General features: G+C 68.9%; 21 protein-coding genes. 13 read left to right on the forward strand and 8 right to left on the reverse strand.

All coding sequences use genetic code 11. The annotated features are described in order from the left end of the window. Window positions 1-3 precede the first annotated feature (3 nt). The gene (locus BLU62_RS17015; RefSeq protein ID WP_074850924.1) at window positions 4-639 is read left to right on the forward strand and encodes a transglycosylase family protein; all 636 of its coding nucleotides are present in this window, start codon (window positions 4-6) and stop codon (window positions 637-639) included. A 98-nt stretch (window positions 640-737) separates the two neighbouring features. Here BLU62_RS17015 and BLU62_RS17020 read toward each other — a convergent pair whose 3' ends face one another. Continuing rightward, window positions 738-1,592, reverse strand: a complete 855-nt coding sequence (locus BLU62_RS17020; RefSeq protein ID WP_074850926.1) for a helix-turn-helix domain-containing protein — start codon at window positions 1,590-1,592, stop codon at window positions 738-740. Between the two features lie 86 nt (window positions 1,593-1,678). Between BLU62_RS17020 and BLU62_RS17025 the strand changes: the two genes are divergently transcribed. Beyond that, entirely contained in the window at window positions 1,679-2,542 is an 864-nt protein-coding gene (locus BLU62_RS17025) for an SDR family NAD(P)-dependent oxidoreductase (protein ID WP_425284568.1), read from the forward strand. Here BLU62_RS17025 and BLU62_RS17030 read toward each other — a convergent pair. Genes BLU62_RS17030 through BLU62_RS17045 form a run of 4 tightly spaced genes read right to left on the reverse strand, consistent with a single transcriptional unit; the run spans window position 2,503 to window position 4,238 of the window. Further along, a complete protein-coding gene (locus BLU62_RS17030) occupies window positions 2,503-2,934 on the reverse strand; it encodes a molybdenum cofactor biosynthesis protein MoaE (protein ID WP_074850928.1) in 432 nt (143 codons plus the stop codon). The two genes, BLU62_RS17025 and BLU62_RS17030, sit on opposite strands and share 40 nt — an antisense overlap. A 38-nt stretch (window positions 2,935-2,972) precedes the next feature. Continuing rightward, the gene (locus BLU62_RS17035; protein WP_074850930.1) at window positions 2,973-3,476 is read right to left on the reverse strand and encodes a MogA/MoaB family molybdenum cofactor biosynthesis protein; all 504 of its coding nucleotides are present in this window, start codon (window positions 3,474-3,476) and stop codon (window positions 2,973-2,975) included. Beyond that, window positions 3,469-4,005: a cyclic pyranopterin monophosphate synthase MoaC gene (gene moaC / locus BLU62_RS17040; RefSeq protein WP_074850932.1), complete on the reverse strand. Its 537-nt coding sequence runs from the start codon at window positions 4,003-4,005 to the stop codon at window positions 3,469-3,471. The genes BLU62_RS17035 and moaC overlap by 8 nt, the downstream gene beginning before the upstream one ends. Before the next feature lie 5 nt (window positions 4,006-4,010). Then, window positions 4,011-4,238, reverse strand: a complete 228-nt coding sequence (locus BLU62_RS17045; RefSeq protein WP_074850934.1) for a hypothetical protein — start codon at window positions 4,236-4,238, stop codon at window positions 4,011-4,013. A gap of 88 nt (window positions 4,239-4,326) precedes the next feature. On the opposite strand from BLU62_RS17045, the gene BLU62_RS17050 reads away from it, so the two are divergent. Both BLU62_RS17050 and BLU62_RS17055 read left to right on the forward strand, forming a co-directional pair. Further along, complete coding sequence (locus BLU62_RS17050; protein WP_074850936.1) at window positions 4,327-6,498, forward strand: RCC1 domain-containing protein; 2,172 nt, start codon at window positions 4,327-4,329, stop codon at window positions 6,496-6,498. A gap of 139 nt (window positions 6,499-6,637) precedes the next feature. Beyond that, the gene (locus tag BLU62_RS17055) at window positions 6,638-9,007 is read left to right on the forward strand and encodes a protein kinase domain-containing protein (protein ID WP_074850938.1); all 2,370 of its coding nucleotides are present in this window, start codon (window positions 6,638-6,640) and stop codon (window positions 9,005-9,007) included. Between the two features lie 7 nt (window positions 9,008-9,014). On the opposite strand, the gene BLU62_RS17060 is transcribed toward BLU62_RS17055, so the two are convergent. After that, the gene (locus BLU62_RS17060) at window positions 9,015-9,776 is read right to left on the reverse strand and encodes an IclR family transcriptional regulator (protein ID WP_074850940.1); all 762 of its coding nucleotides are present in this window, start codon (window positions 9,774-9,776) and stop codon (window positions 9,015-9,017) included. Window positions 9,777-9,927: 151 nt separating this feature from the next. On the opposite strand from BLU62_RS17060, the gene BLU62_RS17065 reads away from it, so the two are divergent. The 8 genes from BLU62_RS17065 to BLU62_RS17100 all read left to right on the forward strand — a co-directional run bounded on the left by BLU62_RS17065 (window position 9,928) and on the right by BLU62_RS17100 (window position 18,171). Then, a complete protein-coding gene (locus tag BLU62_RS17065; protein ID WP_074850941.1) occupies window positions 9,928-11,196 on the forward strand; it encodes a DUF6986 family protein in 1,269 nt (422 codons plus the stop codon). A 51-nt stretch (window positions 11,197-11,247) separates the two neighbouring features. Next, window positions 11,248-12,072: a bifunctional allantoicase/(S)-ureidoglycine aminohydrolase gene (locus tag BLU62_RS17070; protein WP_074852968.1), complete on the forward strand. Its 825-nt coding sequence runs from the start codon at window positions 11,248-11,250 to the stop codon at window positions 12,070-12,072. A gap of 71 nt (window positions 12,073-12,143) precedes the next feature. Beyond that, complete coding sequence (locus BLU62_RS17075; RefSeq protein WP_074850943.1) at window positions 12,144-12,806, forward strand: response regulator transcription factor; 663 nt, start codon at window positions 12,144-12,146, stop codon at window positions 12,804-12,806. A 3-nt stretch (window positions 12,807-12,809) separates the two neighbouring features. Further along, window positions 12,810-14,243: a sensor histidine kinase gene (locus BLU62_RS17080; protein ID WP_074850945.1), complete on the forward strand. Its 1,434-nt coding sequence runs from the start codon at window positions 12,810-12,812 to the stop codon at window positions 14,241-14,243. Window positions 14,244-14,356: 113 nt separating this feature from the next. Beyond that, on the forward strand, window positions 14,357-15,748 hold the full coding sequence (locus BLU62_RS17085) for an MFS transporter (RefSeq protein ID WP_074850947.1): 1,392 nt from the start codon (window positions 14,357-14,359) through the stop codon (window positions 15,746-15,748). 9 nt (window positions 15,749-15,757) lie between these two features. Next, complete coding sequence (locus BLU62_RS17090) at window positions 15,758-16,696, forward strand: TAXI family TRAP transporter solute-binding subunit (RefSeq protein ID WP_074850949.1); 939 nt, start codon at window positions 15,758-15,760, stop codon at window positions 16,694-16,696. Window positions 16,697-16,840: 144 nt separating this feature from the next. Next, window positions 16,841-17,446, forward strand: coding sequence for an LGFP repeat-containing protein (locus BLU62_RS17095; protein ID WP_074850951.1), 606 nt, complete (start codon window positions 16,841-16,843; stop codon window positions 17,444-17,446). 113 nt (window positions 17,447-17,559) lie between these two features. Beyond that, window positions 17,560-18,171, forward strand: a complete 612-nt coding sequence (locus tag BLU62_RS17100; RefSeq protein ID WP_074850953.1) for a TIGR03086 family metal-binding protein — start codon at window positions 17,560-17,562, stop codon at window positions 18,169-18,171. 108 nt (window positions 18,172-18,279) lie between these two features. Here BLU62_RS17100 and BLU62_RS17105 read toward each other — a convergent pair whose 3' ends face one another. Together BLU62_RS17105 and BLU62_RS17110 are read right to left on the reverse strand one after the other, a co-directional pair. Further along, a complete protein-coding gene (locus tag BLU62_RS17105; protein ID WP_074850954.1) occupies window positions 18,280-19,002 on the reverse strand; it encodes an aspartate/glutamate racemase family protein in 723 nt (240 codons plus the stop codon). 31 nt (window positions 19,003-19,033) lie between these two features. After that, a complete protein-coding gene (locus tag BLU62_RS17110; RefSeq protein ID WP_074850956.1) occupies window positions 19,034-20,587 on the reverse strand; it encodes an NCS1 family nucleobase:cation symporter-1 in 1,554 nt (517 codons plus the stop codon). A gap of 250 nt (window positions 20,588-20,837) precedes the next feature. Here BLU62_RS17110 and allB point away from each other — a divergent pair, with 250 nt between their 5' ends. After that, window positions 20,838-22,232, forward strand: a complete 1,395-nt coding sequence (allB, locus tag BLU62_RS17115) for an allantoinase AllB (RefSeq protein ID WP_074850958.1) — start codon at window positions 20,838-20,840, stop codon at window positions 22,230-22,232. Window positions 22,233-22,296 lie beyond the last annotated feature (64 nt).

The raw sequence follows: 22,296 nt of genomic DNA on the forward strand, positions 1-22,296 counted from the left end.
TCTATGTCCGGACGTCACCGCAAGCAGACGACCAGCTCGACCACCAAGACCATCACCAAGGTCGCCCTCACCGGCGCCGTCCTCGGTGGCGGAGCAGCCCTCCTCGGCACCGGTACCGCGAACGCCGCGACCGACGCGGAATGGAACAAGGTCGCCCAGTGTGAGTCCGGCGGTAACTGGGCCATCAACACCGGCAACGGCTACCACGGCGGCCTGCAGTTCTCGCCGAGCACCTGGAGCGGCCACGGCGGCGGCGAGTTCGCCCCGACCGCCGAGCAGGCCACCCGCGAAGAGCAGATCGTCGTCGCCGAGCGCGTCCTCGCGTCGCAGGGCAAGGGCGCATGGCCCACCTGTGGTGTCGGACTGTCGGGTCACACCCCGCGCACCGCGCCGAGCGAGGCTCCCGCCCCGATCCTCAAGAAGCTCCAGGACGGCAACGGCAGCTTCAGCTTCGTCAAGGCCCCTGAGGCCAAGAGCACCGACGATGTCGCCAACCAGGTTTCCTCGGCCCTCACCGACGCCGGTGTGAGCCCCGAGGTCAAGAACCTCTGGAACGCCGCCAAGAGCAGCGGTGTCTCGCTGAGTCCCGAGCAGATCAAGCTGTTCAACGACAACAAGCACCTGCTGCCCAACCCCTGATCTGTGGGTAGCCCGGACACCGATCCGGAGCACCACAGAGGGCCACAGACGAAGGGCCCCGCACGATGAGCGATCCGTGCGGGGCCCTTTTCCAATTCTCAGGTGGCTTCCCTCATCTCCGCGACGTCTGATCCGAGAACCTGCAGCAGGGCGAGTGCCTCGGCGTCCGCGGAACCCGCCGGGGCACTGTAGAGAACAAGATGCTGATCGCGTTCGGCGAGTTCCAGCGAATCGCAGTCGACCGTGATCTTTCCGACGACGGGATGCTGCAGGCTCTTGCGGAGCGTCGGCGCGGCCGCGACGTCGTGCTGATCCCACAGTCGAGCGAACTGTGCGCTGCCTCCGCGGAGATCCTCGATCAGGCCGACGACCGCCGGATCCGAGGGATAGCGGGTCGCTGCGAGCCGCAACCTGGCGACGACGTGGTGCCGGAACTCGGCGCCGTCGGAAATGCCGTACAGCGACGCCGCCGCGTCGTCGGCGAGGAACGCCCGACGCGCGAGGTTGCGTTCGGTCGGGCCGAGATCGGTGAAGTCCTCCATCAGTGCGGCGGCCAGTTCGTTCCACGCGAGGACCTCGAAGATCGCCGACATCACGAATCCCGCGGTCTGCGGCACGCGGCCCAGCAACGCGACGATGCTCGGACGCACGTCACGTCGGTGGAGTGCAGTGCGGAGTGGGGCTGTTCCGGCGAGCATGTGCAGGTGGTCGGACTCCTCCCCGGTGAGCAGCAGCGCGCCGGCGATGCCGACGAGCACCTCCGCCGACGGCCGGGGCGCGCGGCCCTGCTCGAGCCGCACGTAGTACTCGGTCGAGATGTGTGCGAGCACCGCGACCTCCTCCCGCCGCAGCCCGGGAGTCCGTCGTCGGCTACCTGTCGGCAGACCGACGTCCTCCGGCCGCAATCGCTCACGACGGCTCCGGAGAAACGAGGCGAGTCCGTGCTTGTCCATACGTCGAGTGTGCGTGCTCGCGGCCGTCGGAGAGTAGTACAAGCTGTGCCTGCCTGAGCTCGCACGCCGCGACCACGCTGGATGCCATGACCCACAACACCGACATCCGTCCCACCCAGCCCATCGGCCTGCTCACCGGCAAGGTCATCTTCATCAGCGGCGCCAGCCGCGGGATCGGCGCTGCCGCAGCGCACCTGTTCGCCGACGAGGGCGCCTCGGTCGTGCTGGGCGCACGCGGCGTCGATGCCCTCGACCGGATCGTCGACGAGATCCGCAGCACCGGCGGCACCGCCGACGCGGTCGCCCTCGACCTGTCCGACGACGCGAGTGTCCACGCCGCGATCGCCCGCGCGGAGGAACTCCACGGCCGTCTCGACGGCGCCTTCAACAACGGTGCCGTCGTACAGGAAGAACCCGGTCCGCTGCAGAACACCACGGACACCGACATCCAGCGGCAGTTCACGGTGAACTTCCGCGCCCACTGGATCGCGATGAACGCCCAGGCAGATCTGATGCGCCGCGGCGGAGGCGGCGCGATCGTGAACACCTCGAGCATCGGGGCGCGCCGCGCCAACCCCGACCTGCCCGCCTACGGCGCGATGAAGCGCGCGCTGAACAGCATCACCGAGACCGCAGCCGTCAGCTGGGCGCGCGACGGTATCCGCGTCAACGGACTCACGCCGGGCGGCACCTCGACCGAGATGATCGACGAGTGGGAAGCAGCCAGCCCGGGCGTCACCGAGTGGATCAGCAACTCCACCCCGCTCGGCCGGATGGCCGAGCGGGGTGGAGATCGCCGAGGTGGCCGCATTCCTGCTCAGCGACCGCGCCTCCTTCGTCACCGGCGCGATCGTGCCGGTCGACGGCGGCGCCGGCGCCTGAGCCGCACCGCTCCCGGAGCCTCGAAGGGCTACGCCGAGTTGATCCACTCCTCGGTGCCGTCGTCGTAGAACTGGTGCTTCCAGACCGGAAGGCGCGCCTTCACCGCGTCGACGAGCCGGGCGCACGTCTCGAACGCGGCACGACGATGATCGGCGGCCACGGCCACCACGAAGGCGACATCGCCGATCTCGAGCTCTCCGACCCGATGCGAGACCGCGACCGCGCGCACGCCGTCGACCGCCGAGACCTCCTCGACGACCTCGGCGAGCACCTTCGGCGCCGTCGGGTGGGCGGAGTAGTCCAGGGCGGCGACGGTACGGCCGCTGTCGTGATCGCGGACCGCGCCGACGAAGCCGACGATCGCGCCGGCCTTGCCGTCGGCGGCGTCGGCGACCATCGCCTCGTGGTCGGCGAGCCCGATCGGCGTCTGAGCCACCGCGGTGTGTACGACTACGGTCATTCGCGAATCCTGTCTGGTCGCGGCGATCGGGGGATTGTTCAGTGATCCCCGCCGCGGATCTGGTCGAGGGCATGGTGCACGACGCCGGTGAGGACGGCCAGACCGTCCCGCACGCCGCCGGTCGAACCGGGCAGGTTCACCACCAGTGTCGTCCCGGCGACACCTGCGATGCCACGGGAGAGGACGGCGGTCGGCACCTTGGGCAGTCCGGCGGCGCGGATGGCGTCGGCCAGGCCGGGGATCTCGACGTCGAGCAGCGGCCGCGTCTCCTCGGGCGTGCGGTCGGTGGGTGCCAGACCTGTTCCGCCGGTGGTGATCACGAGGTCGACGCCGGCGTAGACGGCGGCGCGGATCGCGGCGCCCACCGGCGGCCCGTCGGCAACCACGTCGCGTTCGGCGACACGGAACCCCTGTTCGACCAGCCAGTCCTCGATGATCGGGCCGGTCCGGTCCGGATAGACCCCGTTGCTCGCGCGCGTCGACGCGACGACGATCTGCGCGACGCGTTGCGGCGCGGTGGAGGTGGGAACGGTCTCAGCCATCGGCCGGGTCGTCCCGGTACCAGTCGCCGGATTTGCCGCCGGTCTTCTCGAGCAACCGGATGCCGTCCATGTGCGCGCGCTTGTCCACGGCCTTGACCATGTCGTGCAGGGTCAGCCCCGTGACGGCGACCGCGGTCAGGGCCTCCATCTCGACGCCCGTCTGGCCGGAGGTGGCTACGGTCGCGGTCACGTCGATGGAATCGGTGCCGATGGTGAAGCCGACCTCCACCGACGACAACGCCAGCTGATGGCACAGCGGGATCAGCTCGTCGGTGCGCTTGGCCGCCATGATCCCGGCGATGCGCGCGGTTGCGAGCACGTCGCCTTTGGGCAGCTTCGACTCACTCAGGAGGCCGATCACCTCGGCCGTGGTGTGAAAGGTGCCGCCTGCGGTCGCACGACGCTTCGTCGGCGCCTTGTGCCCGACGTCGACCATGCGCGCCGTCCCGGAGCTGTCGATGTGGGACAGGCGGCCGGCGCCTTCATCCGGAGAGACCGACCCGCCGCTGGGAGTTCCGGTGGTCGGCATCGGTGTCAGCGGTTGACGACCGTCTTCGACTGCACGAAGGGCAGGTCGTCGACCGGGAGCGGGAACTCGACGTCACCGAACGGGGACAGCGCACCCGAGATGTGCGTCGCGAGCTCGGAGACCGCGTGGTCGGGATGGTTACCGTCCTCGTCCTTCGGCCAGCCGTTGTCGACGTACTGCTTCTTGCCGGAGTCACCACTGTTGTTTGCCACGGGAGCATTGTGCCACGCCATTCGAATGAAAGAAGTGCGGTGTCCGGGCATGGTGGCCGGACCGGGGCTATCGTCGTCGCATCACAGGTCACGCCGGCAGGAGGCGCTGATGGCCCACCACCCTGAACAGGTCGCCGGCTACCGCGTGATCAGCCGCCTCGGCACGGGCGGCATGGGGACTGTCTACCTGGTGGAGAACCCGCAACTGCGGCGTCGCGAGGCGCTCAAGGTCATCTCCGTCGCCGAGACCGTCGACGAGGAGTTCGTCCGCCGGTTCAGCCGGGAGGCCCAGACCGCGGCCGCCCTCGACCACCCGAACATCGTCACGATCTATCACTACGGCGTCACCGACGACGACCCCTGGTTCACGATGGCCTACCTCGACGGGCGGGACCTGCGTCGTGGTTCGTTCCGGCCCGACGAGATCCTCACGGTCGTCGACCGCGTCGCCGACGCCCTCGACTACGCCCACGCGAACGGCGTCGTCCACCGCGACATCAAGCCGGGCAACATCCTCGTCACCAGGCGGGCGATGGACGGCGCTCTCGACCGTGTCGTGGTTCTCGACTTCGGGATCGCGAAGCTGGCCACCGCCACCACGCTGACCGCGCCGTCGTCGTTCGTGGGCACACTGGTCTACGCCGCCCCGGAGATCCTCGACGGCAAGCCGGCCGGTCCGTGGTCGGATCAGTACGCGCTCGCCTGCACCGCCTACGAGCTGCTGTCCGGAACGACGCCGTTCGAGGCCGACACCCAGACCCGGCACATCGTCGCGAAGCTGACGTCGCCGCCGGAACGGATCAGCCGGTACCGTCCCGACCTGGCCGCACTCGACCCCGTCTTCGACCGCGCCCTGGCCCGCGGCCCGCTGGACCGCTACCCGACGTGCAGCGACTTCGCCGCGGACCTGCGTCGGGCGCTCGCCGCGACCGGAGCCGGGGTGGACACGTCGGCGACGCAGATCGTCCCGCCGAGAGCCGGCCGGGAGACACTTCCGCCGCCACCGCTCTACGCGCAGGTGCCGCCGCCGGGAACGCAGCATCTCTCGTCGCCGCCCGGCGTCACTCCCCCGCTTCCCGCGCATTCCGCACCCACCGAGGCCGCGCCACCGGGTCGTCGACGCCGGTGGCCGTTGATCGCGGGCGTGATCGGGGTGGTCGCGCTGCTGGCGGTGGTCGCGACCGTCGTGCTGCTCACGCGCGGCGGCAGCAGCGGCAACGACGGCGCGGCGAGCCCGCAGGCGGCCGCGGCCGAGGAGGTCGTGCTCAGCGCCGGCCTGGGCGCGACCTGTTCGATCCGCGACTCCATCGCGTACTGCTGGGGCGACAACCAGGCGGGTCAACTCGGCGACGGCACCACGACGAACCGCTGGACACCCACCCAGGTCGCCGACCTCACCGGCGTCACCTCGATCGCCACCGGCGGACCCAACAGCTGCGCGATCGCCGGGGGTGTCGCCTACTGCTGGGGCAACAACGACTACGGACAGGTCGGCGACGGCACGACGACCAGCCGCTGGAAGCCGACGCAGGTCGCCGATCTCGCCGATGTCACCGCGATCTCGACGGCCAACTGGACCACCTGCGCCATCTCCGCGGGCGTCGCCTACTGCTGGGGCTCGAACGATCACGACCAGGTGGGCGACGGTACGACAGCGAACCAGTACCGGCCGGTGCGGGTTCCCGGCCTCGAGGACGTCACCTCGATCAGCGTCGGCGTGAACTTCACCTGCGCGGTCGCCGGTGGCGACACCTACTGCTGGGGCCTCAACGACAACGGTCAGATCGGCGACGGCACCACCTACAACCGGCCGAAGCCCACCCGGGTGGGCGACCTCGACAATGCGACGACGGTGTCGGCCGGCACGCAGGCCGCCTGTGCCATCGCCGGCGGAAGCGCATATTGCTGGGGCAACAACGCCTTCGGGCAACTCGGCGACGGCACGAAGGATTCTCGTACCACCGCGACGCTCGTCTCCGGCATCGACGACGTGTCGGCCATCAGCACCGGCACCGGGCACACGACCTGCGCGATCGCCGGCGGCGTCGGCTACTGCTGGGGCGCCAACGCCTGGGGATCGGTCGGCGACGGCACCCTTGAGGATCGCCCGAATCCCACCCGGCTCAACGGTTTGTCCGATGTCACCGCGATCTCGGCGGGCGAACGGACGACGTGCGCGCTCGCGTCGTCGAACGTCTACTGCTGGGGCTTCAACGCGACCGGCCAGCTCGGTATCGGCACCACCGACGACAAGCTGACACCCACCCGGATCGGGTACTAGACATGGTTGCCGTCCACCCCGGAGTCATCCAGTTGAAGGGTGCCCCGGGGCATTACCCCTTCGGTATCGTCCCAGCGTACGTCCGCCAAGAGTGGGTTCTCCCCGTAAGTGATTCTCACCGTAAGAAAGAGGTGTCGCCGTGCCGCTGAGTCCGGGCACCCACATCGCCGGCTACCGCGTGATCTCCCAGCTGGGAGCGGGTGGCATGGGCGAGGTGTATCTCGTCGAGAACCTGCAACTCGAGCGGCGAGAGGCATTGAAGGTCATCTCGACTGCCGTCAGCGCGCAGCCCGGGTTCAACCAGCGCTTCACCAACGAGGCGAAGACCACCGCGAAACTCGATCACCGCAGCATCATCACGATCCACCAGTACGGCATCGAAGAGGGTTCGCCGTGGTTCTCGATGAGCTACGTGGAGGGCAAGGACCTCACCGAGGAGCGACTGAAGCCGGCCGAGGTGTCGACGGTCGTCACCCAGGTCGCCGACGCCCTCGACTACGCCCACCGTCACCACGTGGTGCACCGGGACATCAAGCCCGCCAACATCCTCGTGACCCGCGACCCCGCCACCGGTGAGATCGACCGCGCACTCGTGCTCGACTTCGGCATCGCGAAGCTCGCCGGGTCGGCGAACCTCACCGGCACGCACTCGTTCATCGGGACCGTCGCGTTCTCGGCGCCGGAAACCCTCGAAGGTGCCGACGCCACAGCACGCTCCGATCAGTACTCGCTCGCCTGTACCGCCTATGCACTCCTCGCCGGGCAGCCGCCGTTCGTCGGCCAGTCCGAGCCGTCGGTGATGCTCGGCCACATCCAGCGACCCGTCCCGCACATCGGGCAGCTGCGCGGCGACCTCGCACATCTCGACCCGGTCTTCCAGCGCGCGCTCGCCAAAGACCCCGCCATCCGCTACCCCGACTGCCGCAGCTTCGCCGCGGCACTGAAGTCGGCGATCGAGTCGCCTGCGGCACAGGGCAATACGATCGCCGCCACGCCCGTTCCCCCGCCGACCCTCGTCGGTGGCAGCACCGGCGCACCCGCGGCACCGCAGCAGCCGTACGGGCAGACCTACGGGCAGTACACCCCGCCGCCGCCCACGATGACCGGCCCGTCGGGACCGCAGCCGCTGATGAACCATCCCTCCGGCCCCGGCGCCACCGCGAACATGTCCGGCCCGAACATGTCTGGGCCGCAACCGCTTTACAGCTCGCAACCGCACGCGCCGACCGGATACCCGGGCGTACCGTCGGCCCCACCCAAGAAGAAGCGCACCGGCCTCATCATCGCCGGCGTCCTCGGCGCCGTGCTGGTGGTGGTCATCGGCGCGATCGCCGGTCTGGTCCTCCTCGGCAGCACCGTCGACGACCCGGAGAAGGCAACCGTCGCACAGCCGTTGGTGAGCACCAACTTCGGCACCAGCTGCGCGGTGGTCAACGGCATCGTGAACTGCTGGGGCGACAACACCACCGGCCAGCTCGGCGACGGGACCACCACCCCGCACAGCCGTCCGGCCACGGTCGGCGGTTTCTCCGACGCGACGTCGGTCTCCGTCGGCGGTTACCTCACCGGCGAGAACAAATACGTCGGCACGGCGTGCGCGGTCGCCGCGGGTGAGGCGTGGTGCTGGGGCAACAACCACTACGGCGAGGTCGGCAACGGCTCCGACGGCAACACCGTCGACGCCGCGACGAAGGTCGGCACGATCTCCGACGTCAAGGCGATCTCCACCGGCTGGGGCACCAGTTGCGCGGTCGCCGGTACCGACGCCTACTGCTGGGGCAACAACGAATACGGCCAGCTCGGCACCGGCGGCACCGACCCCGCCTCGGTCCCCGCCAAGGTCCCCGGCCTCGGCGTCGTCACCGACGTCACCACCGCCTACGGCACCACCTGCGCCGTGTCCGACGGCTCGGCCTTCTGCTGGGGCAACAACGACAGCGGCCAGATCGGCGACGGCAGCACCACCGAACGGTCGGCGCCGGTCAAGGTCGACGGCCTGACCGACGTCGCCGACATCTCCCTCGGCGGCTATCACGAGTCCGCCCCCGACGACGACAACGATCCGAGCACCAACACCAGCACCTATTACCAGACGGCCTGTGCGATCGCCGGCGGCGGAGATGCGTACTGCTGGGGTGCCAACGCCTACGGCCAGATCGGCGACGGCACCGCCGAACCGCGCAAGACGCCCACCAAGGTGAACACCATCTCCAAGGCGTCGGCCATCTCCACCGATTGGGGATCGACCTGCGCGGTCGCCGACAAGAAGGCCTGGTGCTGGGGCGACGACGACCGCAGCCAGCTCGGCTCGGCCGGCGGGTCGGTGAAGATCCCGCGCGAGGTCGGCTCCCTGACCGACGTCACCTCCATCTCGACCGGCAACGGCACGTCGTGCGCCATGGCCTCCGGTTCGGTCTGGTGCTGGGGCTTCAACAACGACGGCCAGATCGGCGACGGCTCGAGCGGCGACTCCGCCAACCGCACGACGCCGACGAAGCTGACCTTCTGACCCGACGCTAGGCCTCCCGCGCGCCGATGAGTGCTTCGGAGATGGCCCCGGCGGCCTCTCGCAGGGCCCCGACCGCCCGGGCGCGCAGATCGTCGTCGAACCGGGCGACCGGCCCGGAGATGCCGACGGCCATGGGCGTCGGGGCGCCGGGGACCGCGACGGCCATGCCGCAGACGCCGACCTCGTATTCCTGTTCGTCGGTGGCGACTCCGTCGGCGCGCACCTGCTCGACGGCCGCGAACACGCCGGACAAGGACGTGACGCTCCATTCGGTGGCGGGGGTGAGCCCCGCCTGGGTGACGTGCTTGAGGATTCGCGCGTCGTCGAGTTCGGCGAGGACCGCCTTGCCCACCGCGGTGTTGTGCATCGTCACCCGACGCCCGACCTCGTTGTTGGTGCGCATGCTGTGCGGCGACGGGACCTGCGCGGCGTAGATGATCATGTCACCGTCGAGTACGGCGAGGCTCGCGGTCTCGCTGAGTTCGGCGACCAGCGAGGCGAGGACGGGTGCGGCCACCGCGCCGAGCTGGCGGTTCGCCACCTCGCCGAGGCGGATGAGCCGGGGCCCCAAGGCGTACGAGCGATTCGGCAGTTGCCGGACATATCCGATGCCCACGAGGGTGCGCAGCAGCCGATGGATGGTCGGCGGCGGCAACGGGGACTCCGACGACAGATGACTCAGGGAACATTCGCCGCCGGCGCGTCCGATGAGTTCCAGCAGCTCGAAAGCGCGCTCGACCGACTGGACACCACCTGAGTTCCCCGCCATTGCCACCTCCACAGTTCGGCACAACGCTACGTTCCATGATGTGAAACCACAATCCGAGTCCATTAATACCTGAGGCTGATAGCGGAGACAGACTCGGGTAAACTCCACTCTGCGGAATACAGATTCCATCGGATTCGACGAAGGGCCCATCATGAGCGAGCAGCCCGGCCGCCTCGGTGCGGCGTTCCTGTCCGAGGTCGAGGCTGCCCTTGCCCCGGCGGACGCCGTGCTGGCCGATCGGTATCCGGGCGACGACGGCAGCCGGCAACCGATCCACACGGTCTACGTTCCCGCCGACCGGTACTCCGCGAGCCTCCCCGGCCAATGGGGTCGCACAGCATCGGAAACCGCCGCCGAACACGGCGGTCTCGACGCCATCGCCCGCAAGACCGTTGCCCGGACCGACTCGGCCGCAACCGAACTCGCAACGCTCGTGGAGGAGAAGCTGCGCACCGAACCCATCGAGGATCTGCGCATCGACTTCGAGGACGGCTACGGAGTCCGCCCCGACGACGAGGAGGACGCGGCCGTGGCCGCTGCCGTCGCCGCGATCCGCGATGCCGGCGCCACCTCTCCCCCGTTCATCGGCATCCGGTTCAAGTGTTTCGAGGCCGACGTGCGGGCTCGCGGCCTGCGCACCCTCGACCTGTTCGTCTCCGGACTGGCCGAGACCGGCGACCTCCCCGCCGGACTGACGCTGACGCTGCCGAAGGTCACCTCGACCGATCAGGTCGCCGCGATGGTCACCGTGGCCCGCGAACTCGAGCGGATCCACGGGCTCCCGGACGGACGGATCGGCTTCGAGATCCAGGTGGAGACCCCGCAGTCGGTGATGGGCGTCGACGGCACCGCGCCCGTCGCGCGGATGATCCACGTCGGCGAGGGTCGGGTGACCGCGTTGCACTACGGCACCTACGACTACTCGGCATCTCTCGGCATCGCCGCCGCGTACCAGTCGATGGAACATCCGGCCGCCGACCATGCGAAGGCCGTCATGCAGCTCGCGGCGGCCGGCACCGGTGTACGCCTGTCGGACGGGTCGACCAACATCCTCCCCGTCGGCGACCGCGAGGCCGTCGAAGCCGGTTGGGCATTGCACTCGCGACTGGTCCGACGCCACCTCGAGCGGGGCTTCTATCAGGGGTGGGATCTCCATCCCGCCCAACTGGTGACCCGCTACCTGGCGACCTACGCCTTCTACCGTGACGGATTCGATTCCGCCGCAGTGCGTTTGCGAGACTATGCACACCGGATCTCCTCGTCGGTGCTCGACGAACCCGCGACGGCGCGTGCCCTCGCCGGTTTCATCCGGCGCGGCGAAGCGTGCGGGGCGTTGACCGTCGACGAGATCGAGACGGCGACCGACCTGCCCGTCGCGAAGGTGCGCGAACTCGCCCTCCACCGGCCGCCCGCCGCCTGAGACCACCAGCCCCTAATGACCATCCACCTACCTGTCGAAGAGGACACCATGATGACCACGACGACCGCCTCCCCGTACTACACCCCCGCGGGAGGACTCCCGCCGCAGACCGATCTGCTGACCGACCGCGCGGTGGTCACCGAGGCCTACACGGTGATCCCGCGTGGCGTGCTCCGCGACATCGTCACGTCGGTCTTCCCCGAGTGGACCGACACCCGCGCCTGGGTGATCAACAGCCCGGTTCCCGGTGGCGCGCAGACCTTCTCGCAGGCGATCGTCGAGGTCGCGCCCGGCGGCGGGTCGCAGGCTCCGGAACCGCAACCGGAGGTCGAGGGTTTCCTCTTCGTCACCGCGGGCTCGCTGACCGTCACGGTCGCGGGTGAGGAACACGTACTGAGCGAGGGCGGGTTCGGCTACCTGCCCGCGGGCACCGCATGGTCGGCACACAACCGCGGCGACGCCCTCACGTCCTTCCACTGGATCCGCAAGCGCTACCAGCCGATCGCGGGCCACACCCCGGCCCCGAAGTTCGGCAACGAGCGCGACATCGAGCCCTCCCCCATGCCCGACACCGACGGCGCGTGGAGCACCACGCGCATGCTCGACCCGCAGGATCTCGCGTACGACATGCACGTCAACGTCGTCACCTTCAAACCGGGCGGATCGATCCCCTTCGCCGAGACGCACGTGATGGAGCACGGCCTGTACGTCCTGGAGGGCAAGGCCGTCTACCGGCTCAACGGGGACTGGGTGGAGGTCCAGGAGGGCGACTACATGTCGCTGCGCGCCTTCTGCCCGCAGGCCTGCTACGCCGGCGGGCCGTCGAACTTCCGGTACCTGCTCTACAAGGACGTCAATCGGCAGATCACGCTCTGACCCTGTTCGTCACAGGTCCACCCGCAGGGTGGCGCCGGTTCTCCGGTCACCCGCTGTCGTACCGTGGGCCGATGCGTATCGCGGTGGTGGAGGACGACGACGGGGTCGGTGACGCCCTTGTCGACGCCTTGAACGAGGTCGGACACGAGCCCCGCCGGATGCGTCGAGGGGCCGACCTCCTGCTCGGTCACCGGGACTTCGACCTCGCCCTTCTGGACCTGGGACTACCGGACGAGGACGGCCTGACCGTGTTGCGCCGGTTGCGTACGGTCAGCCGGCTGCCGGTCGTGGTTCTCACCGCGCGGGACGACGAGCGATCGGTGGTGCGGGCACTACGCGGGGGCGCCGACGACTATGTGGTCAAACCGGCACGGCTCGGCGAGCTGATGGCGCGACTGGAGGTGGCCGCCCGCCGGCGGGTCGCCGACGCGCCGGCCGTCGCAGGGCGGCAGATATCGACCGGCGACATCACGGTCGACCTCGATGCGCGACGGGTCACCGTCGCCGGCGCCGACGTGGCACTCACCCCGAAGGAGTTCGAACTCCTCGCGCACCTCGTCGGACGCCGCGGCGAGGCCGTGAGCCGCGAACAGTTGATGGATGCCATCTGGGGCGACGCCTACGTCGCGATCTCCCGCAGCCTCGACGTCCACATGACCGCACTCCGGGCGAAGCTCGGCAGACCCGGCGTGATCGAGACGATCCGCGGGTACGGCTACCGCTGGGACTCCTGAGCGATGTGGCGGCGTGTGCTGCTCGTCCTCGTCGCCTATTCGGCGATCGTGGTCCTCGGCTTGGCCGTCCCCCTGGCTTCGACGGTGAGTCGTGAACGGCTGCAACGGTTCACCGAGAGCCGAACCGCATCCGCCACCTACTTCGCCGACCTCGCCGATCGCGAACCGGAGATACGGGGCACCGAGCTACAGCAGGCTGTCGAGCGCTACAACGCCCTCTACGGCGAGGGTGTCGTGGTGGTCGATCGAGCCGGCACGACACGCGCCTCGGCCGGCCTCTCGGCCCGGTCGCCGGAGGTCGCCGAAGCGGTCTCCGAGGCGTTGCGCAACCAGCGCACGCGGATCCCGTCGGGTCTGACGCCGTGGTCGCCCGCATCGGTACTGGTGTCCCGACCGATCGGTACGGGCAGTCAGGTCGACGGCGCGGTCGTGATCGCGGCATCGACGTCGGCGGCGAAGCGGGATGTCACCAGGTACTGGGCGATGATCGCCGGAGGTGCTCTTGCCATGCTGCTCGTGGGATCGCTGATCGCGGTTGCGCTGTCGCGGTGGACGGTTCGTCCGCTGACCGCGTTGACGACCCGGGTGCGCTCGCTGCGCGCATCCATCGTCGACCACGTTCCCGACGCGGTCGAACCGCGGCCGGACGGACTCCGTGATCCCCGGCGCAGAGGCCCGCCGGAGGTCCGTGAGCTGGCCCGCATCTTCGACGCCATGGCCGACGACGTCGAGCACGCCACCGCAGCGCAGCGTCGTCTGGTCGCCGACACCGCTCACGCACTGCGTAATCCGCTCGCCGCGGTCCGGTTTCGGCTCGACACTCTCGGTCTCGGCCTGACCGGCCGATCGCTCGCGTCGCATGAGAAGACGCTCGTGGAGATCGATCGGCTGGACCGCATCGTTCAGGACCTGCTCGTCCTCGCCACCGCCGAATCGCGGCCCGCCGTCTCCGCCACCGGCGTCTGCGACGTCGCCACCGTGCTGACCGAACGTCACGACTTCTGGGCGGGAGCGTTCGCCGAGGCGGGCCTGTCGGCGTCGATCACCTTGCCGCCGGAGCGGCCACGGTCGATGATCGCCGCGGTCGACGAGGACGACCTCATCCGGGTGCTGGACGTCCTGATGAGCAACACGGTCAACCATGCCGGACCGGACGCGTCCGTCGAGTTGGGCTGCCGATCCGAAGGGCCGCGTATCCGCATCTGGGTCGCCGACACCGGTCGCGGTGTGCCCGCCTCCGAGCTGCCTCGCGTGACGGAACGGTTCTTCCGCGCGGCGACCGGCACCGCACCGGGCTCCGGACTCGGATTGTCCATCGCCCGGGCCCTGATCGAGGGCGCCGGGGGCGAACTGACAGTGGGCGCCGGACGCTCTGCGGGACTCCGGGTCGACCTCTGGATCCCGGCGGCAGATCTCGCGCCGGACGTCGAGTCCTAAGGGAGTGTTAGGAAACCGAGATCGGCTTCCGTCGAGCCTGTGACTGCCTTCACAGTGTTAGGGGCACCGACGCCGGACTCGTGTCGGGTGCACGTTCGACGACTGGAGGACTGATGACCGACTCGACCACCCGGCTCGCCGCGGATGCGCGCAGCGCACCACCGACATCCTCGGCCGCGGCCACTCGCCGCGCCGTCTACAACACCCTGCGCGGCTCCTCGGGCAATCTCGTCGAGTGGTACGACGTCTACGTCTACACGGTGTTCGCGACGTACTTCGAGAGCCAGTTCTTCGACTCGGCCGACAAGAACTCCACCGTCTACGTGTACGCCATCTTCGCCGTCACCTTCCTGATGCGGCCGGTGGGTTCCTGGTTCTTCGGCCGGTACGCCGACCGACGGGGCCGGCGCGCGGCGCTGACCTTCAGCGTGTCGTTGATGGCCGCGTGCTCGCTGGTCATCGCACTGACACCGGGCCGCGAATCGATCGGCGTGTGGGCGGCGGTCGTCCTTGTCCTCTGTCGTCTGGTGCAGGGCTTTGCGACCGGCGGCGAGTACGGTGCGTCGGCGACGTACATGTCCGAGGCGGCCACGCGTGAGCGTCGAGGGTTCTTCTCGTCGTTCCAGTACGTCACGCTGATCGGCGGACACGTGCTGGCGCAGCTCACGCTGCTCGTGATGCAGGGTTTCCTCGACAAGGACCAGATCTCCGACTTCGGTTGGCGCATCGCCTTCCTCATCGGCGGTGTGGCCGCGGTCGTCGTCTTCTGGCTGCGCCGCAGCATGGACGAGTCGCTCACCCCGGAGCAGTTGGAGGCCGTGCGCACCGGCGCCGATTCCGAGTCCGGATCGATTCGCGAACTCATCCTGCACCACTGGCGCTCGCTGGTGGTCTGCTTCCTGGTCACCATCGGCGGCACCATCGCCTTCTACACCTACAGCGTGAACGCCCCGGCCATCGTCAAGACCGCCTACGAGGACCACGGCCGCGTCGGCACGTGGATCAACCTGATCGGACTGGTGTTCCTGATGGCACTGCAGCCGATCGGCGGGATGATCAGCGACAAGGTCGGACGCAAGCCGGTGCTCGTCTTCTTCGGTGTCGGCGGCGTCATCTACACCTACGTCCTGATCACCTACCTGCCCCAGACCACCTCGGTGGCCGCGTCGTTGACGCTGCTCGGCATCGGCTACATCATCCTCACCGGCTACACCTCCATCAACGCGATCGTGAAGGCCGAACTGTTCCCGTCGCACGTCCGTGCTCTCGGCGTGGGCCTCGGTTACGCCCTCGCCAACTCGGCGTTCGGCGGCACCGCACCGTTGATCTACCAGGCGGCGAAGAACGGCGGTCACGTCCCGTGGTTCATCGCCTACGTCACCGCCGTGATCGCGGTGTCGCTGCTGGTCTACATCTTCGTGCTGCGCAACAAGGCGGAGACGCCACTCGACCGCGAGCAGGGGCGGGCCTTCCTCGACGCAGGGGTCGGCGCGCGACGGGCCTAAGGTGGCACCATGTCGTTCGCGCGCGGGTCGGTGGGCCGGCGGACCATGCTCCGCGGTGCCACCGGCCTGGGCGCGCTGCTCGTGGTGTCCGCGTGTGGGACCGAGCGCGGGGCGCCGGTCCGCCTGGCCGCCGGCGAGTCGGGCGGGTTCTTCTGGGAGTTCGCCGGACTGCTCGCCGCGGCGGCCGACCGGTCGGGTGCACCGCCGATCCGGCCCCTGCGGTCCAACGGCTCCGCCGAGAACCTCGACGCCCTCTCCGCGGGTTCGGCGGAGCTCGCCCTCAGCCTCCGCGACGCTGCCGTGGAACGCGCGGACCCTCAGCTGACCGCGCTCGGGTGCGTGTACGAGAACTATTTCCAGGTGGCGGTCCGCGCCGATTCGGGCATCGCAACGGTCGCCGACCTCCGTGGGCGGGTGGTGAGTGTCGGCGCACCGGGTTCCGGGGCCGCGGAACTCTCGCAGCGGGTTCTCGTCGCAGCCGGACTCGGTCCGGAACGCGACATCCGGCCGGTTAGCCAGACGATGCGGGAGGCCCGCGCCGCGCTCGCCGCCGGAGAGGTCGACGCGGTCATGTGGGCAGGTGGTCTGCCGACCCCGGCATTCGCCGACCCGCAGGTACCGATCGCTCTACTCGACCTCGGCGGAATCGTCCCGGCGCTACGACAGCGGCACGGCCTCGCGTACGAGCCCGTGCGCATCCCGGCCGACATCTACGGTCGGCATCCGGCGGTCACCACCGTCGGGGTCGCGAACCTACTGCTCGCTCGCCGGGACGTGCCGGACGCGACCGCCGCGGCCGTCGTCGACCTGCTGCTCGATCAATCGGCCCAGCTCGTACCGGCCCAGGCGATCGGCAGTCAGTTCCTCGACGCCCAGTCGTTGATCGTCACCGGGCCCATCCCCCTACACCCGGGAGCCGCCGACGAATACCGCCGCCGACACGGGTGAACTCCACTCGACCGCGAACAGGGTCGGGCATTCGCCGACGCAGAGGTGGCCGCCCGCCCGCGACCGTGGCCGATAGACTCGTGCGAAATCCGTCCGATTCGGGCGTTGTGGATCGGCTGTACGTCGAGAGTCCGGGAGACATCTATGAAGCAGACGGCTTCCCGTCGCGCCGTGTTCGTTGCCGGATGGTTCGTGATCGCGCTTGCCGCCGCCGGGTGTGGGAATGCTGAGGCCGACCGCGATTCGTCCATCTCCACCCCCGCGGCCGCCGTTGATGCCGGGGCCGACCCCTCCGAGCTGACGGTGACGGGTGAGGACGACGTGTCGGTGACGCTCACCGGCCCGCTCGCGATCAAGTACGCCTCGGCGACTCAGGCACAACGAGAAGCGCTGGGCAGGCCGCTGACCGGCGATCACAACGCCGGCACTCGCGAGAGCGGTGTCGTGTACCAACAATTCCGCGGTGGTGTGATCATCGCGAAGAACAGCGACCCCGGAACGCCCGCATACATCGTCACCTCCGGCAAGATCCGCGACGCATGGAACACCGAACGCGCCCCGGACGGCACCCCAATGCTCCTCGGCACGAACGGTTCGGCCGGACCTCTCGGCGTCCCCACCAGTGACGTGACGGTCGACGGGCCTCTCGAGACGGTGACCTTCGAACACGGCGAGATCTCCGAGAACACGACGACCGGCGAGGTCACGGTGACGGTCGACGGCAACGTCGTGCCATCAGGTCTGAGGTAGCCGCTGCCGGCGGCTCGAGCGCCGCATCCACAGCCCTGTCGTGCGTCCGATGAGAAATCAACGGCCGGGTGGTCAGTCCCGGTGAGCACTCAGACACGAGGAGAGGGACTCGGATGCCCACCGACACGACCCAGGCGCGCTTGATATCTGCGGCTGCCGATCACATGCTGGCTTTGACCGCCACGATCCCCGACACCGAACTGGACCGTCCGACCCCGTGTCGCGACATGGATCTCGCCGCACTGGTCGCCCACGTCGACGGATTCGCGCAGGCGTTCGCGGCCGCGGCTCGCAAAGACTTCGGTCCGTTGACCTCGACGCCGCCGAACCCGGGGCAGAGCCGACTGGCGCCGGAATGGCGAGACGACCTGCACCGTCACGTGTGCGACCTCGCCGACTCCTGGAACGACACCGCAGCGTGGGAGGGCATGACCCAGGCGGGCGGCGTCGAGCTGCCCGCCGAGATGATGGGGATGGTCGCGCTGTCGGAACTGGTCCTGCACGGCTGGGATGTCGCACGCGCCGCGGACATCGCGCTCGACGTCCCCGACGAGATCCTGCAGGTCGTGTTCGACTTCCACTACCCACCCCAACCGCAGGCCGAGCGCGACGGCATGTTCGGGCCGGTCGTCGAGGTACCCGACGACGCGCCCCTCGTCGACCGGCTCGCCGGCCTGACCGGACGGGACCCGCTGTGGCCGCACACCACCCGGGAGGACCAGTAGTCGAGTGATTCGATCGGCCGCCGAATCACATTGCGTTTTGTCCCGGCCCCCGGAACAAAACGCAATCGGATCTTCGGGCGCCGGACCGGGAGAACCCCGACCGTCGGCTCAGATCGTGAACGGCCAGCCCGTGACCTTCTTCTCGCGCGGTTTCGCGTAGGTACGGACCTTCGACGTCGAGAGTCCCATCCGGACAAGACCTTCGGCGATCGTGACCGCGGAACGCACACCGTCGACGATCGGTACGCCGGTCGTGGCGCGAACCTGCTCCTCGAGTTCGGCCATCCCGCCACATCCGAGGCAGATCACCTCGGCATGGTCGTCGTGCACCGCCTTCGTGGACTGTTCGACGATCGCCTTCACGGCCCGTTCCGGGTCCGATTCCAGTTCCAGCACACCGAGTCCCGATGCCCGGACCGACGCGCAGCGCTGGTCGAGGCCGGCGAGCTTGAGCCGGTCCTCGATCAGCGGGACCGTCCGGTCCAGCGTCGTCACGACCGAGAACTTGTGTCCCAGGTACATCGCGGTCGACGCCGCGGCCTCGGTGATGTCGACGACCGGCACCTCGAGGAGTTCCTGCAGTCCTTCGCGCCCGTGTTCGCCGTAACCGGCCTGGATGACGGCGTCATACGGCTCGGGATAGGCGAGGATCGCGTCCATCACCGCGATGGCGGCGAGGTAGGACTCGAAGTTGCCCTCGCACGAGTCGGCGCCGAATCGCGGTGTGATGCCGACGATCTCGGTACCGGGCGAGGCCACCGAGCGTGCCGAGGCCGCGATGGCCTCGGTCATCGACTCGGTCGTGTTGACGTTGGCGACGAGGATGCGCATCGGATCTACCTCCTGGGATCAGCGGCTGGGATCAGTGGGTGCTGGCGACGGAGATCGGCTCGCCCGACACCTCGGCGAACGGTCCGCGACGGTCGGCGACCGCCAGGTACACGATCGCACCCAGGCCGGCACCGATGAACCAGGAGAACTCGGCGACCACGTCGAACGCCGGGACGAAGGCCATCACCAGCGCGAAGGCGGCCGTCGGGACGAGGGCGGCGATCGCGCGCAGGTTCACTCCGTCACGGTAGTGATACGCGGCGTCCGGCGCTTCGCTGAACAGCGCGGGCACGTCGATCCGCGAGCGGCGGACGAGCCAGTAGTCGGCCATGACGATGCCGAACAGCGGCCCGAGCAGCGCACCGAGCCCGCCCAGGAAGTAGTTGATCACCGCGGGCGAGTTGTACAGGTTCCACGGCAGGATGATCAGTCCGATGATCGCGGTCACGAGCGCTGCGCGCCGGAAGTTCAGGTGGCGCGGGAACAGGTTGGACAGCGCGTAGATCGGCGCGACGAAGTTGGCCATCAGGTTCACCGCGACGGTGAGGATCAGCAGCGCCAGACACGCGAGCACCAGCAGGAAGGTGTTGGGGACGGTCTGGACGATGTCCGACGGCGACTCGATGACCCGGCCGTCGATCCGGAACTGCGCGCCGGCCAGGACCACCACGATGCCGCCGAACAGGAGCATGTTGAGCGGGATACCCCAGAAGTTGCCGCGCACGATCGCCTTTCGCGATTCCGCGTTGCGCGTGAAGTCGCAGAAGTTCAGGACGAAGGTGCCGTAGATGGCGACCCACAGGCTGGCGCCGCCGATGATCTGCAGCCACATGTCCATGCCGGTCAGCGAATCGGGCGTCGACCACGCGATGGTCCAGTCCGCGTTGCTGAGCATCCAGATGGCCAGCGCGACCATCGTGACGAGGATGACCGGACCGGCGAAGGCCTCGTAGCGCCGGATCATCTCCATGCCGTAGCTGACGATGATCACCTGGATCACCCACAGCGAAACGAAGGAGATCCAGCCCAGGGTCGAGAGCCCGAGGAACCGGTTGGTGTCCAGATCGGCCGCGCCCGGGAACAGGGCGACCAGCATGATCCGGAGAACGACGGACGCGAGGTAGGTCTGGATGCCGAACCACGCGATCGCCACACCGCCACGGATGAGGGCGGGGATCTGCGCGCCGCGGATACCGAACGAGATGCGGCTCATGACCGGGAACGGCACACCCGTCTTCTCGCCCATGAAACCGGAGAGGTTGAGCAACAGGAACAGGAAGACACCGCCGAGCACCAGCGCCGTCAGGATCTGCCAGCCGCCCAGTCCGAGCGCGAAGAGACCGATGGCGAAGGCGTAGTTGCCCAGGCTGTGAACGTCGTTGGCCCAGAGCGTGAAGATGTTGTAGCTGCTCCAGCGGCGGCCGGCGCGACTCGTGGGTGCGAGGTCGTCGTTGTACAGCTTGGGGCTCAGCCCGGCCGGGACGGTTCCGGTCACACCGGTCGTGTCCGTGGCGTCGAGGACGCCGGTCGGAGACGTCGTCGGCGTTGCCTCGTCGCGCTGGATCGTGGGCGGTTCAGTGCTCATCTGTTGCACTTTCGGTCGGACGGTCAGCGTTGACCGCGCTCCTACACTCGGGGAAGTTCCGTGATGTGGAATCACGCTTCCGCGTTTGTGAAGGTTAGCGTCATCGTCCTGGGCGCTGTCAATAGCACTGCTAAGCGCTACTCGCGAGTCGCGTTCCAAAATGGCATGACAAGATTCCACGATGAGAAACGGCTCGGTTAGTCTCTGGACCGAACCCCAGGACACGGCAACCAGCAAGGAGTTCCGCCCCATGACCTCAGAACACGGCGCCCCGGCCCCTCTCTCCGACGCCGCCGAGCACGCGACCGATGCGCCGTTCGACCTGGTCGTACGGGGTGAACAGACGCTGACGACAGCTGGCATCGTGGCGCGCGAGATCGGCATCCGCGACGGCCGGGTGGTCGCCATCGAACCGCTCGGAAGCGGACTGGTGGGCACCGAGGTCATCGAGCTGGCCGACGACCAGGTGATGATCCCCGGCCTCGTGGACACCCACGTCCACGTCAACGAGCCCGGCCGCACCGAGTGGGAGGGCTTCGACTCGGCCACCCGCGCCGCGGCCGCCGGCGGCGTCACCACGCTCATCGACATGCCGCTCAACTCGATCCCGCCCACCGTGAACGTCGACGCCCTGGCCGAGAAGAAGGCTGCCGCACAGGGGAAGACCCACATCGACGTCGGATTCTGGGGTGGCGCCATCCCCGGCAACGAAGATGACCTGCGCGGCCTCCACGACGCAGGCGTGTTCGGGTTCAAGTGCTTCCTGCTGCACTCGGGCGTCGACGAGTTCCCGCACCTGACGGCCGACGAGATGCAGGCCGACATGGCCAAACTCGCCGAGTTCGACTCGCTGATGATCGTCCACGCCGAGGACTCCCGCGCCATCGACAACGCCCCGTCACCCGAAGGTGACGAGTACACCCGCTTCCTCGCGTCGCGCCCGCGCGGCGCCGAGAACCTGGCGATCGCCGAGGTCATCGAGCGCGCACGCTGGACCGGCGTCCGCGCGCATGTGCTCCACCTGTCGTCGTCGGACGCGCTGCCCATGCTGGCGAGCGCAAAGCGCGACGGCGTGAAGATCACGGTCGAGACCTGCCCGCACTACCTCACCCTGCTCGCCGAGGAGGTGCCCAACGGTGCGACGGCCTTCAAGTGCTGCCCGCCCATCCGCGAGGCCGGCAACCGGGAGTTGCTCTGGGAGGGACTGCTCGACGGCACCATCGACTGCATCGTCTCCGACCACTCGCCGTCGACCGTCGACCTCAAGGACCCCGAGAACGGCGACTTCGGCGTCGCGTGGGGTGGCGTCGCCTCGTTGCAGCTCGGCCTGTCGCTCATCTGGTCGGAGGCCAAGAAGCGCGGTATCGACCTCCCGCAGGTGATGCAGTGGATGGCCTCCGCGCCCGCAGATCTCGCCGGCCTGCCCACCAAGGGCCGCATCGCCCTCGGTTGCGACGCCGACTTCGCCATCTTCGAGCCGGAGTCCGCACAGATCGTCGACGTCAACCGGCTCCACCACAAGAACCCGGTGAGCCCCTACGACGGCCGGGCACTCGCCGGCGTCGTCAAGGGGACCTGGGTTCGCGGTCAGCGGGTGGACTTCGAGACCGCCCGCGGACGGATGATCCGCCGCGGCGACGTCTGAGGACGCTCCCTCTGCTGGTTGAGTAGGTCCGAGGCGCCAGCCGAGGACCGTATCGAAACCACCC

This window comes from Gordonia westfalica (genome assembly GCF_900105725.1).
In the GTDB taxonomy this organism is placed as follows: Bacteria; Actinomycetota; Actinomycetes; order Mycobacteriales; family Mycobacteriaceae; genus Gordonia; species Gordonia westfalica.